Here is a 14,065-nt window from a genome sequence, read left to right as displayed (position 1 = left end):
GGTCCGAACACGTAGTAGCGTGAGCCGAATGCGGGCCATCATTGCAGTTTCAACCGAACGTATGACATGGCAAGAAGTTCCCGACGTCGCAGCTCACGCGGGTGAAGTGGTGATCAAGGTGGTTGCCGCGGGCGTGAATCGGGCCGACCTGCTACAGGCCGGAGGTAGCTACCCGCCGCCGCCGGGCGCCAGCGAAACCCTCGGCCTTGAGGTCTCCGGGACCATCTCCGAGGTCGGGCCGGGTGTCACCGGCTGGACCGTCGGCCAACCGGTCTGCGCTTTGCTGGCAGGTGGTGGTTACGCAGAATTCGTCGCGGTGCCGGCTGCCCAGCTGATGCCCGTTCCCGACGGGGTCGGGTTGGTCGAGGCGGCCGCTCTGCCCGAGGTGGCGTGCACCGTCTGGTCCAACCTGATGATGACCGCCCGCCTTCATCCCGGCGCATTACTGCTGATCCACGGCGGGGCGAGCGGTATCGGGACCCACGCCATCCAGTTGGCCCGCGCCCTGGGAACGCGCGTCGCGGTGACCGCCGGTTCAGCCGAGAAGCTCGCAGTGTGCTCGGAGTTGGGCGCGGAAATTCTGATCAACTACCGCGACGAGGACTTCGCCGAAAGGGTGCGCGAGGCGGGCGGCGCCGACGTGATCTTCGACATCATCGGCGCCAAGTACCTGGACCGCAACATCGATGCGCTGGCCGACGGGGGCCGGCTGGTGATCATCGGCATGCAGGGCGGAGCGAAGGCCGAATTGAACATCGGCAAGTTGCTCGGCAAACGCGCCGGGGTGATGGCGACGGCCTTGCGGTCCCGACCGGTGGACGGTCCGGACGGTAAGGGCGCCATCGTCGCCGAGGTGACCGCCAACGTGTGGCCGCTGATCGCCGACGGGAAAATCCGGCCCATCATCGGGGCGGAACTGCCCGTCGAGCAGGCCGCCGAGGCTCACCGGTTGCTGCACGACAGCACCGTGACCGGCAAGGTGCTGTTGCGAGTCGGCTGAGCACCCCGACTGCCCGTCAGCCCAGCGAGGCCAGCACCCGCACCAACTGGTCGATCTCGGCGGCGGTCGAGTAGTGCGACAGGCCCACCGTGATCGCGCCGCCGATGTCGTCCACACCGAACGCGTCCAGCACGCGGGAGTGCTCGCTGTGCCCGACCAGAACCCCGTTGTCGGCCAGGCGTGCAATCACGCGCTCCGCGGGAACCCCGTCCACGACCAGGCTCAGCACCGGGATGCGTTCGGCCGGGCTGCCCAGCACGAGCACCCGCGGCAGCGAGCGCAGTGAGGACAGCAGGTAGTTGAAGAGCCGGTCCAGGTAGAGCGCCGCCGATTCCATCGAGACCGCGAGCCGCTCCCGGCGGGACCCGGACGCGGCCTCGTCCAGGTTGGCGAGATATTCGACGCTGGCGACCACACCGCCGAGCAGGCCGTACTGGTGGATCCCGGTCTCCAGCCGGGCCGGCCCGCGGGCATGCGGGTTCAGCGATACGGAACTGAACTGCTCGATGACAGCTGGATCACGGAACACCAGGGCGCCGATCGGCGGGCCGCCCCAGGCGACCGCGTTCAGGGCGACCACGTCGGCATCGATGTCGTCGATGTCGATCATCCGGTAGGGCGCCGCGGCGGAATGATCGACGATCACCAGGCCGTTGTTCTCGTGCACCAGCTTCGTGACCGGCGTCAGATCGGTGACGGTGCCCAGCGTCGCCGAGGCCGACGTGATCGCCGCCAACCGGGTCGGCGGGGTGATCAGGCCTTCCCACTGCCAGACCGGCAGTTCACCGCTCTCGATGTCGACCTCGGCCCATTTGACCTTGGCGCCGTACCGATTCGCCGCGCGCAGCCAGGGCGCGATGTTGGCCTCGTCATCGAGCCGGGACAGCACGATCTCGTAGCCCAGGCCGACCCGCACCGAGGCGGCGTCGGCCAGCGAGGTCAGCAGCACCGCACGATCGGCACCGAGCACCACACCGTCCGGATCGGCCCCGACGAAGTCGGCGATCGCCTGCCGGGCCGCGGCGAGCACCGTCGCGCTGCGCCGGGCCGACGGGTGCGGTCCCGTCGTGGTCGGCTTGGAGCCGCGGAACGCGGTCGAGACCGTGGTCGCCACCGAGTCGGGCAGCAGCATCCCGTTCTGCGCGTCGAGGTGCACCCAGCCGTCGCCCAGCGAAGGGTGCAGCCCCCGCACCCGGGCAACGTCGTACGCCATGTCAGCCACCTTAGAACGTCCGTGAATCGCACAGACGAACACGCATTGGGTTAGGGGATCCGGCCGCCCCGCACGGGAGGGGCCTTGATCACATCGGCAGCCATACTAATGCAGCGGGCTCCACGACCGGGGCGCTAATTGCCCCGTCTGCTGCTGATGCAGCAAGCCGGTCGTTCGCGGGTCGGCGACGCCGGACGGACTAGTGTCGCTAGACAGCTCACGGTCGTGGACGAAGATCGATGACAACGGGACGACAGGAAAGCAATGACGATCAACCCGGACGACGACGACAACGTCGAGATCCTGACCGGCGGCACAGCCGACGAGGCCGCCGACGACGACAAGGCCCTGACCGACCTGATCGAACAGCCTGCCAAGGTGATGCGGATCGGGACGATGATCAAGCAGTTGCTCGAGGAGGTGCGGGCGGCGCCGCTGGACGAGGCGAGTCGAAGCAAGCTCGCGCAGATCCACAGCAGCAGCATCCGCGAGCTCGAGGAGGGCCTGGCCCCCGAACTGCGCGAGGAGCTGGAGCGGCTGACGCTGCCGTTCAGCGATGACGCGGTGCCCAGCGATGCGGAGCTGCGCATCGCGCAGGCCCAGCTGGTGGGCTGGCTGGAGGGCCTGTTCCACGGCATCCAGACCGCGCTGTTCGCCCAGCAGATGGCCGCCCGCGCCCAGCTGGAGCAGATGCGTCAGTTGCCTCCGGGGATGGCGCCGCCGGGACAACGCGGCCCCGGCCACCCGGGGACCGGGCAGTACCTGTAGCCGCCCGTGTCGAACGAACCGTTCATCTCCACCGAGAACGCCTGGGTGGAATTCCCGATCTTCGATGCCAAATCACGGTCGCTGAAGAAGGCGTTTCTCGGTAAGGCCGGCGGCACCATCGGCCGCAACGAATCCAACGTCGTGGTCATCGAGGCGCTGCGCGACATCACCATGTCCCTGCAGATGGGCGACCGGGTGGGGCTCGTCGGCCACAACGGCGCCGGCAAGTCCACGCTGCTGCGGCTGCTCTCGGGTATCTACGAGCCCACCCGCGGGTCGGCGACGGTGCGCGGCCGGGTGGCACCGGTGTTCGATCTCGGGGTCGGGATGGACCCGGAGATCTCGGGATTCGAGAACATCATCATCCGCGGCCTGTTCCTCGGCCAGACCCGTAAGCAGATGCTGGCCAAGGTCGACGAGATCGCCGATTTCACCGAACTCGGCGACTATCTGTCGATGCCGCTGCGCACCTACTCCACGGGTATGCGGGTGCGACTGGCCATGGGGGTGGTCACCAGCATCGACCCGGAGATCCTGCTGCTCGACGAGGGGATCGGCGCGGTCGACGCGGAGTTCATGAAGAAGGCCCGCACCCGGCTGCAGAGTCTGGTGGCCCGCTCGGGAATCCTGGTGTTCGCAAGCCATTCCAACGAGTTCCTGGCCCAGCTGTGCAAGACCGCGATGTGGGTGGACCACGGCACCATCAAGATGACCGGCGGTATCGAGGAAGTCGTCGGCGCCTACGAGGGTCCCGATGCGGCCCGGCACGTGCGTGAGGTGCTCGCCGAGAACGCCCGCGGCGATGAGTCGCTGGCGCGAAGAGCAGACAACACCGATGAGTGAGCAGGTGACGGCGGTCGTCGTCACCCATCGCCGGGTGGCCGAACTCGCCGTGTCGCTGCAGGCGGTGTGCGGCCAGACCCGCCCGCCGGATCACCTGATCGTGGTCGACAACGACGACGATCCGGCGGTGCGCGCGCTGGTGGCCGCCCAGCCGGTGGCGTCGACCTATCTCGGGTCGCACCGAAACCTCGGCGGCGCAGGAGGTTTCGCACTCGGCATGCTGCACGCGCTGAGCCTCGGAGCGAACTGGGTATGGCTGGCCGACGATGACGGGCGCCCCGCCGACCCGAGCGTGCTGGCCACCCTGTTGGCTTGTGCGGCAGAGCATTCGCTGTCCGAGGTGTCACCCATGGTGTGCGACCTCGACGACCCCAGCCGGCTGGCGTTCCCGTTGCGGCGCGGCCTGGCCTGGCGCCGGCACGTCGACGAACTGCGGGTCGATGGCGCCGGGGATCTGCTGCCCGGCATCGCCTCGCTGTTCAACGGTGCACTGTTCAGTGCGCAGGCCCTGGAATCGGTCGGGGTACCCGACCTGCGGCTGTTCATCCGTGGCGACGAGGTCGACATGCACCGTCGGCTGGTGCTGTCCGGGCTGCGCTTCGGCACCTGCCTGGAAGCGGTGTACCTGCACCCACAAGGCTCCGACGAGTTCAAGCCGATCCTCGGCGGGCGCATGCACACGCAGTACCCGTCCGACGAGGTCAAGCGGTTCTACACCTACCGCAACCGCGGGTACCTGCAGGCGCAGCGCGGACTGCAGCACCTGATCCCGCAGGAGTGGGTGCGGTTCGGTTGGTTCTTCCTGGTGACCCGCCGCGACCCGGCGGGGTTGCGCGACTGGCTGCGACTGCGGCGGCTGGGTAGGCAGGAGAAGTTCGAGAGGTTCAAACAGACATGACGATTCTTGACGCCGCGGCGCAGTCCAAGACGATGGCCCGGGCCTGGGGCGATCTGCGCGACGGGTTCGGCAAGCGGGAGCTGTGGCTGCACCTGGGTTGGCAGGACATCAAGCAGCGCTACCGGCGTTCGGTGCTGGGGCCGTTCTGGATCACCATCGCCACCGGCACCATGGCGGTCGCGCTCGGCGGGCTGTACTCGAAGCTGTTCAAGCTCGAACTCGCCGAGCATCTGCCCTACGTCACGCTGGGCCTGATCATCTGGAACCTGATCAACGCCGCCATCATCGAGGGTGCCGACGTGTTCGTCGCCAACGAGGGCCTGATCAAACAGCTACCCACACCGCTGAGCGTGCACGTCTACCGGCTGGTGTGGCGCCAGGTCCTGCTGTTCGGGCACAACATCATCATCTTCGTGATCATCGCGATCATCTTCCCGCAGCACTGGACATGGACCTCGCTGGCCTTCATCCCGGCGCTGGCGCTGATCGTCGCGAACTGCGTATGGGTGGCACTGGTTTTCGGCATCCTGGCGACCCGCTACCGCGATATCAGCCCGCTGCTGTTCAGCCTGGTCCAGCTGCTCTTCTACATGACGCCGATCATCTGGAACGACGAGACGCTACGCCAGCAGGGCGCCGAGGGCTGGGCGAAGATCATCGAGTTCAACCCGCTGCTGCACTACGTGGACATCGTGCGGGCGCCGCTGCTCGGCGCCGATCAGGAACTGCGGCACTGGATCGTGGTGCTGGCCTGCACGGCGCTCGGCTGGATCGCCGCCGCGTTCGCCATGCGTCAGTACCGGGCACGGGTGCCCTACTGGGTGTGATCGCCTAACGTGCTGTCGGTGGGCATCTCGCTGACTGCACCGGACGGCACCGAACTCGTCACCGAGGTCACCGGGTCGGGTCCGCCGGTGGTCTTCGTGCACGGCTCCAACGGCGGCCTGGACTCCTGGACCGATATCGGCGGCCGGCTGACGGGCTATCAGGTGGTGTGCTACGCCCGCCGCAACCATCTGCCCAGCGGTACCGGCCCGGCCCCGAACAGTTTCGCCCTCGAGGCCGGTGATCTGCAGGTGGTGCTCGACGCCGTCGGGCGCGCACACGTGGTGGGTGGTTCATACGGGGCCACCGTCGCACTGCACGCCGCCGCGGCCGATACCACCGGCATCCGTTCGCTGTCGTTGTTCGAGCCGCCGCTCCTGCAGTCGGGGCCGCACCTGGCGCCGGTCGTCGAGCAGTACCAGCGTCTCTACGTCACGGTGCGCTACGCCGACGCGCTCCAGCTCTTCCTACGGGAGGCCGCGCGGATGCCGGCCGAGCTCATTTCGGAGGGTCCGCCGATTCCCGATGACCCGGTGGTCGCCATGTCGGCGCTGGCCGATCTGGAGGCGATGGCCGGCGATACCGACGACGTCGACCGGTGGGCTGCGATAGACATCCCGGTCCTGCTGATGCAGGGCGCGCTGAGCTGGTCACCGCTCCCGGAGGGGATGGACCTGCTGGCCCGGGCGCTGCCCCGGGCGCAGCGGGCGGTCTGGCCCGATCAGTCGCATTTCGCGACCGCCACCGCTCCGGACATGGTGGCCGCGGCGCTGCAGGAATTCCTGGATTCAGTTGTCCGGGGTGCGGAGTAGTATCGAACACATGTTCGACGGATCAGGTGCGGTCACCCACCTGGACTCCGCGCGTGATCAGCTCCGCGCCGAACGCGCGGCGGTCGCGCACAAGCTCGTCGCCGCCGGGAAGTTCGCGTTGGCTCGGATGGCCGAGCTGGGGTACAGCTTCGACGACCTGATCGTCGACGACTGGGAACTGGCCGCCGCCGAACTCGGCGCCGAGCTCGGGATCAGCCGCGGCCGGGCCTGCACCCAGATGACCCACGGCCGGGACCTGCTCCAGCGGCTGCCCGAGTTCGCGAAGGTCTTCCTCACCGGCGCGGTGGACTTCCGGGTGTTCCTGATGATCTCCCGGCGGACCGCGTTGATCACCGACCCCGACATCCTGTCGGTCATCGATGGCCAGGTCGCCGAGCGGGCCCCGTCCTGGAATGCGTTGTCAGACGAGCGGATCGCCGACCTGATCGACTGGTTGGTCATCGAGGTCGATCCCGACGCCGTGCGCCGGGCGCGGGAATCCCGGCGCAACCGGCAGATCACGGTCGAGCCGGTCGGTGACGGCATGGTCGAGATCCACGGCCGCGTCGACGCTCTCAAGGGTGCCTTCTTCGACCAGCGACTGGACGCCCTGGCCCGTACCACCTGCCCCGACGATTCCCGCACCTTCGACCAGCGTCGCGCCGACGCGGTGGAACCGCTGGCCGCGGGAGCCGCCGTGCTGGCCTGTGAGTGCGGCAACGAGAACTGCCCCGCCCCCGGCAACGAGGCGCCAACCGGCCAGATCGTCATCCACATGCACGCCGACCGGGCCACCGTCACCGGGGAACAGCCAGTCGCCGATCCGGCGTCACGACCGGCTTTGTTGCCCGGCTACGGCACCGTCCCGGCCGAGCAGGTCCGCGACCTGATGCCGCGCAGTGTGGTCCAACCGGTGCCCGAGGGCGGGGAGTTGGGCACCGAGTCGGGCTACCGGCCATCGAAGAAACTCACCGGCTTCATCCGCTGCCGCGACCTGACCTGTCGCTGGCCCGGCTGCAACGTCCCCGCCGAGCGTTGCGATGTCGACAGAGAGGATAAAGGTGTCACTCGCGGTGACGGTCTGGCTCGGATATCGATTGACGCCGACAGGCTGTCCTTGTGTGGATCTGTCGGCCGGCGCCGCGGGTGGCGTCGTAAGCGTCACCGACGCGACGGCGGTGACCTAATAGGAGCTTGCGGCAACAAGCCACCCATCTCTGTCCTGTCCAACCGTCAACGCCGGTGACGTCACCATCCACCTGCAGAGGACGGTTGAACCAGCATGACAACTCAACAGCGATTCCGCCACGTCGTCATCGGAGTCGATACTCACAAGGCCACCCATCACGTGGCCGTCGTCGACGCCGGCACCGCCAAACTGCTTGGCGATCATGAGTTTCCTGCTACCGCAGCTGGCTACCGCAAGCTCCTAGCCTGGGTCCTCACCCTGGGCCAGTTGGTCAAAGCCGGTATCGAAGGAACCGGTTCCTACGGTGCGGGATTGAACCGATACCTCACGGCCCACGGTGTTGTCACAGTCGAAGTATCCCGCCCGAACCGTCAGGACCGTCGAGCGCGAGGTAAGTCAGATCCAATCGATGCCATCAACGCAGCCCGAGCCGTGGTCGCTGAAACTGCGACTGGCACACCAAAAGATCGTGACGGTTTCGTCGAAACCGTGCGAATGATCCGCGCCACCCGACGCAGTGCCGTCAAAGCACGCAAGGCAGCCCTACACCAGATCCACGGACTGCTGTGGTGCGCTCCTGAGGACCTGCGTAGCAAGCTGTCCCAGTACGACCGGGCAGCGCTCGTCGCCCGCTGCGCACGACTACGGCTCTCCTCGGCAGCGCCCGCCGATGACGCCGCCGCCGCAGCGCGCCGCATGCTGCGTCGCCTGGCCCGCCGAGTCCAATTCCTCGACGAGGAGATCGCTGAAGCCAATGTCGAACTGCAGGCGATCCTCCAGCAAATGACACCACACCTGTTGGCCGTGACTGGCGTCGGGACCGAGGCGGCGGGCCAGATCCTCACCACGGCCGGCGAGAACATCGACCGGCTCAAATCTGAGGCGTCCCTGGCGCGGATCTGCGGGGTCGCCCCAATCCCGGCCAGCAGCGGCGCCACGACACGGCACCGATTACATCGCGGTGGTGACCGTGATGCCAACAGTGCGATCCATCTGATCGTGATCAATCGCCTGCGCTGGCACGAGCCCACCAAAGCCTATGTTGCCCGCCGCACAGCCGAAGGAAAGACCAAAAAAGACATCATCCGCTGCCTTAAGCGTGCCGTTGTTCGCGAACTCTACCGTGCACTTCAGGCCGATTTATACCGTCCAAAACTGGTACTTGACGCTGCATAGGAGCATCCACACGACACCGTGGCCGTACGGCCCCACCCACCCGAGCAACACCAAACTGTATTGCCGGATCCACCACCTGCTGAAGACCTTCCACGGCGGGCCGGACGGCTGGACAGATCGCCAGAACAGCGATGGCTCCATCAATTTCACTGCACCCAACGGGCGCACCTACACCACCACACCGGGCGGGACACTGTTCTTCCCCCAGGCCGCCCGGGGCACCGGAACGCTGGTCCTGCCGCCGACCCCGCCGCGGCATCCGCTGCGCGGCCTGGCCATGCCGATCCGAAAACGCACCCGTGCGCAACAGCGAGCGTATCGGATCGCGCACGAACGGGCGCGCAATCGCGCCTTCCATGAGGCGAACCCGCCGCCGTTCTGACCGGGCACTTCCGCGGATCATCACGCGTTGTGCGCATATGAGCATCCCGCCATACCAGCCGCCGACGCCTCCCCCCTTCTCCGGTGGGGGCAACACCCTGCTGTGCCCGAAGTGCGCGGGGGTGATGAAAACCTACGAACGCAACGGCATCCATCTGGAGCAGTGCGACTCCTGCCGCGGCATCTTCCTGGACTTCGGTGAACTGGAGTCCCTGACCCAGATGGAAAACCGGTTCATGCAGTCGGCGCCTCCGCCCATGCAGCACGGCTACGGCCCGGACTGGGGACATCGCGGTAACAAGCACTACCGCAAGCAGGGCTTCGGACGGCTGTTCTTCTCCAGCTAGCTTTCGCGTCGACGCCCGAACAGCCAGCACGTCAAGCTGATCGATGCGGCGGTGACCAGTAGGGCGCCCGGCACGTGCGCGGCGAGGGTGGTCCCGTCGCCCAGATAGGCCTGCACGAAGGTGAACGCGAACAGTGCGGCGGCCAACCCGGCGGCCCACCATCCCGTGCGTCGCTGCCAGGCCAGACCCGCGAGAGCGACAGCCAGTGCACCGGTGGAGACGTGCAGTGCGATCGCCGCCGCGCCGTGGACATCCTCGAATTGGTGCGCCTGAATGAGCGCTCCCGCGGTGACGAACAGGATCACCACCACGGCCACCGTCAGCGCGGCCAGGCATCGGGACGCGGTCAGCCAGACGGCAGAGTTCACGACGCCATCTTCTCGCTCTCGACAGCGCTCGGGGCCGGTTTCAGGACAGCCGGACGAAACCGGTCCGGCAGGGCGTACAGGCCCGCGCCGAAGAGTGCGAGCAGCCCCGCGGTGGCTACCGCAATGATCCAGAACGGCGCGGTGGCGAACACATTCTCCAGCAGCATGAAGACGCCGAAGAGCAGGAACAGCGCGGCCGCCGCGATCTGGATCAGGCGCTCGGGCAGATGCTTGCCCGCCACGGCGCCCACCACGATCGCAAGCCCGTCGGCGACCACCATGCCCAGCGTCGACCCGATCCAGACGCCCAGCCAGTCGTTGTCCGCGGCCAGTGTGATGGTCGCCAGCATGGTCTTGTCGCCGAGTTCGGCGAGGAAGAAGGCCGAGGTCACCACGAAGAACGCGATACCGGAGGCGCGTTCCACCCGGCTCTTCTCGTCGTCGCTGAGTGCGTCTCCCCGCAGCGTCCACAGTCCGAAAAAGACGAACATGGCGCCGGCCAGGATGCCCAGTAGGTGCCCGGGCAGGGCAGCGCCCAGGTAGTGCCCGATGGCAACCGAGAGCACATGCACCAGAGTGGTCGCCACGGTGATCGCACCGAGCACGACCCACCACTTGTAGCGCAGCGCGAACGTCATTGCCACGAGCTGTGTCTTGTCGCCGAGCTCGGCGACAAAGATGACGGCGAAGCTCAGCAGTAGCGCGGAGACCACGGACAACTCCTCGATCGGTGGCTCCCGGCGAGGATCGACAGATTCCTCCGGCCGGCAACCGATACGGTTTGTACGGCCGAAGGTCTCGCCCACCGGCGGATGCCGGTCCGGTGACCGGGCTTCGCGGTGTCCGCTCAGCCAGTATGTCGATCAACCGATTTGGGGGCTACTCCCCTTCGCGCCACCCAGCTTGGCACACCATTGCCCGTCGCGCAAACGCTTGTGCTTGAAAGACGTTACGTATCAATAGTTTTCACAACCCATAGCGCAAAGTTCGAGTGCTCGAAAAATTCTGTTCCGAAGCTCTCAGGCCATCCGCGCGCAGGCTGCGACCAGCAGTTCGTCGTCGGGATGGTTGGCCGCGGCGGCGATCACGGCAGCGCGGGCGAACGGGTCCAGCGCGGGCCACGGGTCCCCGTGCCCCAACGCCGGTCCACCGGCGGACCGGTAAGCGTCGAGGAACGCATCCAGGTCCGTGTCCGGTAGCAGCCCGGCAGCCCAGAACCCGGCCGGTCGGGACAGATCCCAGCGAGGATCCCCGACGCCCAGATCGTCGACGTCGAAGAGCACCCAGGCCCGCCCGTCCCAGCCCAGTTGGCCGAGGTGGAAGTCGCCGTGCACCAGAGCGGGTGGCCCGTCCGGGATCTCCAGCGCGTCGGCGGCGCGGCGAATGACCTCGGCCGCGCCGTCACCGCCCAGCCGGTGCAGCGCCCGGGCCAGCCGCGCGGGTGCACCGTGCGGAACATCGAAGTCGTCCACCGGCTCCCGGTGCAGCCGCGCCAACAGTTCACCGGCCTGGGCCCACGGCAGGCGGACCGGATCCGGCTCGACCACCTCGACCCGCGGCCATCGGGTCAGCCATTGCGTGCCCACCGCTTCGGGTTCGATGACCAACGGCGACAACAACTCCGGACAACGCGCAGCGACCCGCAGGCGCTCCCGGAGCGCCTGCGGGTCGGTGCCGGGCGGATGGAGTTTGGTGATTACCGCCGGGGCGCCGGCATCCGGGTGGCGACGTTGAACCGGTTCCATGCATTGATGGTGACGGCCATCGCGATCACCTGCGCGAGTTCGCGCTCATCGAACACCGTGGCGGCCTTGGCGTAGACCTCGTCGGACACGTGACCGTGGTGCAGTTCGGTGACGGCCTCGGTGAGTTCCAACGCGGCGCGCTCCCGCTCGGTGAAAAGGTTTCCGGCCTCTTCCCAGGCTGCGATGAGCGCCAGGCGCTGCTCGGTTTCACCGTTCTTGCGCGCGTCGGTGACGTGCATGTCCAGACAGAACGCGCAGTGGTTGATCTGCGAGGCGCGGATCTTGATGAGCTCCCCGAGGGTCGGGTCGATGTCCTTGGCCGCGGCGGTGGACAGCTTCATCATCGCGTCGTACACCTCCGGTGACACCTTGTAGATGTTGAGGCGGTCGATGGCGGTGGGGTGGTCCAGTGTCTGCGTCATGACACTCACGCTAGGACCACAAAGACCCAGTTACATGGTTCAATTCTGATGTGACTTCATGGGCCAATTCCGGGCCGAGAGATCTGCACCTCGAGCTGCGTGAGGTCATCACCCCCGCCCTGCGTGGCGCCAGGAACACCCTGGTGGACGCCCTCCGGGAGGCCATCCGGTCCGGTCGGCTTACCCCGGGGGCGATGCTGCCGCCGTCGCGCAGCCTGGCCGCCGACCTCGGATTGGCCCGCAACACCGTGGCCGAGGCCTACGCCGAACTGGTCGCCGAGGGCTGGTTGGCCTCCCGCCAGGGCGCGGGCACCTGGGTGGCCAACGTCGGAACCGACCCGCTGCCGGCCCGCCCCCGCGGACGCCCCGGCGTCGCACTGCACAATCTGATGCCCGGTTCCCCGGATGTCTCCCAGTTCCCCCGCGCGGCCTGGCTGGCCTCGACCAAGCGGGCCCTGGCGACGGCACCCACCGAGGCGCTGCGGATGGGGGATCCGTTGGGCCGCATAGAATTACGGGAGGCACTGACCGAGTATCTGGGCCGGGTGCGCGGCGTCCGCACCAACCCGGACGAGATCGTCATCTGCGCGGGGACCCGCCACGCGGTGGAGATCCTGGGCAGGGTGCTGGGCGGCCCGATCGCCGTCGAGGCCTACGGGCTGTTCCTGTTCCGCGAAGCGCTGCAGTCCGTGGGCGTGGCCACCACCCCCATCACCGTCGACGAGGACGGCGCGGTGATCGCCGACCTCGACAGCACCGGGGCGCGAGCGGTATTGCTCACCCCGGCGCACCACTTCCCGCACGGCGTACCGCTGCATCCACGCCGGCGCACCGCGGTCCTGGACTGGGCTCGCCGCACCGACGGCTACCTGTTGGAGGACGATTACGACGGGGAGTTCCGCTACGACCGGCAGCCGGTGGGCTCGGTGCAGGGCCTGGATCCGGACCGGGTGGCCTATCTCGGCTCGACCAGCAAGAGCCTGTCCCCGGTCCTGCGGCTGGGCTGGATGGTGCTACCGGCGCCACTGATCGACCGGGTGGTGGCGGCACTGGGCGGTCAGCAGTTCTACGTCAATGCCCTGACCCAGCTCACCATGGCCGACTTCATCGCAAAGGGCAGCTACGACAAGCACATTCGCCGCATGCGAGTCCGCTACCGGCGCCGCCGTGATGTCCTGGCCAAGGCGCTGGAACCGTTCGACGTCGGCATCCGCGGACTATCGGCGGGTCTGCACCTGCAGCTGACGCTGCCCGAGGGCACCGAGGCGGAGGTGTTGCGCCGCGCCGGGGAGGCCGGCATCGCGTTGTCCGGTCTGCAGATCCTGCGCCACCCCGACGCCGGCCCAGAGGTTCCCGCCGCCGACGGGGTGGTGGTCAGCTTCGGCACCCCGGCCGATCACGCGTTCGGCGCGGCCGTCGACGCGCTGTGCCGGGTGCTGGCGGCCGTCACCCGTTGAGGGTGCGCAACTCGGCCGTCAGGTTCTCCCGGGCCGCGGCCTCCCACCGCCGCTGCCCTTGCGCGGTGCGGTACAGCGCCGGGGCGGCCAGCAACGCGGCGATGATGCGGGCCCGGCCGGCCCGGAAGTCCTCGTCGGGCACATGGCCGTACTCGGCACGCACCCGCGCGGTGTTGCGGCGGTACTGCTCGGAAGTCACCGCGAGCTCCGCCAGATCCGCATCCGAGAGCACCTGCCCGTTGCGGTCCTCCGGTCCGGGGTCGTGCTCGACGGTCAGCCGGACCAGTCGGGTGACCTCGTCCACCAGCGCGGCCGGCACCTGCAGCGAGCGCAGATCGGCCTCGGCGAGCAGCGCGCTGTTCTCCTCGTCATCGGGGGCGCCCGCGTACACCGCGTCGTGGTACCAGGCCGCCAGCCGCACCGCATCCGGGTCATCGGCGTGGTCGGCGAGCGCATCGACGGCGTCGAGCACACCCTGCAGATGTGCCGTGTCGTGGTAACGACGGTGCGGTTCGGACCAGCGGGCCAGCATGGTGGCGCCGACGGCACCGATGTCCGGTGATGCGGTGTGGCGCGCAAGCAGCACCAGCCACTCCTGGAGCAGATCGGTCACGCGCCCAT

The 14,065-nt window shown here is 67.9% G+C and carries 17 protein-coding genes; 11 read left to right on the top strand and 6 right to left on the bottom strand.

Annotated elements, in window-relative coordinates; all coding sequences use genetic code 11:
- Nucleotides 1-28 precede the first annotated feature (28 nt).
- The gene (locus V4U86_RS01195; RefSeq protein WP_395309489.1) at nucleotides 29-1,000 is read left to right on the top strand and encodes an NAD(P)H-quinone oxidoreductase; all 972 of its coding nucleotides are present in this window, start codon (nucleotides 29-31) and stop codon (nucleotides 998-1,000) included.
- 16 nt (nucleotides 1,001-1,016) lie between these two features.
- Here the strand turns inward: V4U86_RS01195 and V4U86_RS01190 are convergent, their stop codons facing one another.
- Nucleotides 1,017-2,213, bottom strand: coding sequence for a cysteine desulfurase-like protein (locus V4U86_RS01190; RefSeq protein WP_395309488.1), 1,197 nt, complete (start codon nucleotides 2,211-2,213; stop codon nucleotides 1,017-1,019).
- 264 nt (nucleotides 2,214-2,477) lie between these two features.
- Here V4U86_RS01190 and V4U86_RS01185 point away from each other — a divergent pair, with 264 nt between their 5' ends.
- From V4U86_RS01185 to V4U86_RS01145, 9 genes are read left to right on the top strand one after another with little or no spacing between them, the layout of a single operon-like run.
- Nucleotides 2,478-2,981, top strand: coding sequence for a bacterial proteasome activator family protein (locus V4U86_RS01185; RefSeq protein WP_395309487.1), 504 nt, complete (start codon nucleotides 2,478-2,480; stop codon nucleotides 2,979-2,981).
- A gap of 6 nt (nucleotides 2,982-2,987) precedes the next feature.
- Nucleotides 2,988-3,824 (top strand): galactan export ABC transporter ATP-binding subunit Wzt/RfbE, encoded by an 837-nt coding sequence (locus V4U86_RS01180; RefSeq protein ID WP_395309486.1) that lies wholly within the window; start codon nucleotides 2,988-2,990, stop codon nucleotides 3,822-3,824.
- Nucleotides 3,817-4,722: a galactofuranosyltransferase GlfT1 gene (locus V4U86_RS01175; protein WP_395309485.1), complete on the top strand. Its 906-nt coding sequence runs from the start codon at nucleotides 3,817-3,819 to the stop codon at nucleotides 4,720-4,722. The genes V4U86_RS01180 and V4U86_RS01175 overlap by 8 nt, the downstream gene beginning before the upstream one ends.
- The gene (locus V4U86_RS01170) at nucleotides 4,719-5,549 is read left to right on the top strand and encodes a galactan export ABC transporter permease subunit Wzm/RfbD (protein ID WP_395309484.1); all 831 of its coding nucleotides are present in this window, start codon (nucleotides 4,719-4,721) and stop codon (nucleotides 5,547-5,549) included. The genes V4U86_RS01175 and V4U86_RS01170 overlap by 4 nt, the downstream gene beginning before the upstream one ends.
- Before the next feature lie 18 nt (nucleotides 5,550-5,567).
- Nucleotides 5,568-6,359: an alpha/beta fold hydrolase gene (locus tag V4U86_RS01165; protein ID WP_395309483.1), complete on the top strand. Its 792-nt coding sequence runs from the start codon at nucleotides 5,568-5,570 to the stop codon at nucleotides 6,357-6,359.
- Nucleotides 6,360-6,369: 10 nt separating this feature from the next.
- A complete protein-coding gene (locus V4U86_RS01160; protein WP_395309482.1) occupies nucleotides 6,370-7,605 on the top strand; it encodes a DUF222 domain-containing protein in 1,236 nt (411 codons plus the stop codon).
- Between the two features lie 36 nt (nucleotides 7,606-7,641).
- Nucleotides 7,642-8,724, top strand: coding sequence for an IS110 family transposase (locus tag V4U86_RS01155; RefSeq protein ID WP_395309165.1), 1,083 nt, complete (start codon nucleotides 7,642-7,644; stop codon nucleotides 8,722-8,724).
- The gene (locus V4U86_RS01150; protein ID WP_395309481.1) at nucleotides 8,711-9,106 is read left to right on the top strand and encodes a hypothetical protein; all 396 of its coding nucleotides are present in this window, start codon (nucleotides 8,711-8,713) and stop codon (nucleotides 9,104-9,106) included. Before V4U86_RS01155 ends, V4U86_RS01150 begins: the two co-directional genes overlap by 14 nt.
- A 37-nt stretch (nucleotides 9,107-9,143) precedes the next feature.
- Nucleotides 9,144-9,452, top strand: coding sequence for a zf-TFIIB domain-containing protein (locus V4U86_RS01145; RefSeq protein WP_395309480.1), 309 nt, complete (start codon nucleotides 9,144-9,146; stop codon nucleotides 9,450-9,452).
- Here V4U86_RS01145 and V4U86_RS01140 read toward each other — a convergent pair.
- From V4U86_RS01140 to V4U86_RS01125, 4 genes are all read right to left on the bottom strand, one after another.
- Entirely contained in the window at nucleotides 9,449-9,820 is a 372-nt protein-coding gene (locus V4U86_RS01140) for a hypothetical protein (protein WP_395309479.1), read from the bottom strand. The genes V4U86_RS01145 and V4U86_RS01140 overlap by 4 nt on opposite strands.
- On the bottom strand, nucleotides 9,817-10,533 hold the full coding sequence (locus V4U86_RS01135) for a TMEM165/GDT1 family protein (RefSeq protein WP_395309478.1): 717 nt from the start codon (nucleotides 10,531-10,533) through the stop codon (nucleotides 9,817-9,819). The genes V4U86_RS01140 and V4U86_RS01135 overlap by 4 nt, the downstream gene beginning before the upstream one ends.
- A gap of 306 nt (nucleotides 10,534-10,839) precedes the next feature.
- Nucleotides 10,840-11,565, bottom strand: coding sequence for a phosphotransferase family protein (locus V4U86_RS01130; protein ID WP_395309477.1), 726 nt, complete (start codon nucleotides 11,563-11,565; stop codon nucleotides 10,840-10,842).
- Entirely contained in the window at nucleotides 11,517-11,987 is a 471-nt protein-coding gene (locus tag V4U86_RS01125) for a carboxymuconolactone decarboxylase family protein (RefSeq protein WP_395309476.1), read from the bottom strand. Before V4U86_RS01125 ends, V4U86_RS01130 begins: the two co-directional genes overlap by 49 nt.
- Nucleotides 11,988-12,037: 50 nt before the next feature.
- Here V4U86_RS01125 and V4U86_RS01120 point away from each other — a divergent pair, with 50 nt between their 5' ends.
- Entirely contained in the window at nucleotides 12,038-13,444 is a 1,407-nt protein-coding gene (locus tag V4U86_RS01120) for a PLP-dependent aminotransferase family protein (protein ID WP_395309475.1), read from the top strand.
- Here the strand turns inward: V4U86_RS01120 and V4U86_RS01115 are convergent.
- Nucleotides 13,434-14,057, bottom strand: coding sequence for an HD domain-containing protein (locus V4U86_RS01115; protein ID WP_395309474.1), 624 nt, complete (start codon nucleotides 14,055-14,057; stop codon nucleotides 13,434-13,436). The two genes, V4U86_RS01120 and V4U86_RS01115, sit on opposite strands and share 11 nt — an antisense overlap.
- Between the last annotated feature and the right edge of the window lie 8 nt (nucleotides 14,058-14,065).

The organism is Mycobacterium sp. AMU20-3851 (genome assembly GCF_043974665.1).
In the GTDB taxonomy this organism is placed as follows: domain Bacteria; phylum Actinomycetota; class Actinomycetes; order Mycobacteriales; family Mycobacteriaceae; genus Mycobacterium.
The sequence above is the reverse complement of the archived record's forward strand: the minus strand, read 5'-3'. Positions and strand labels throughout refer to the sequence as shown.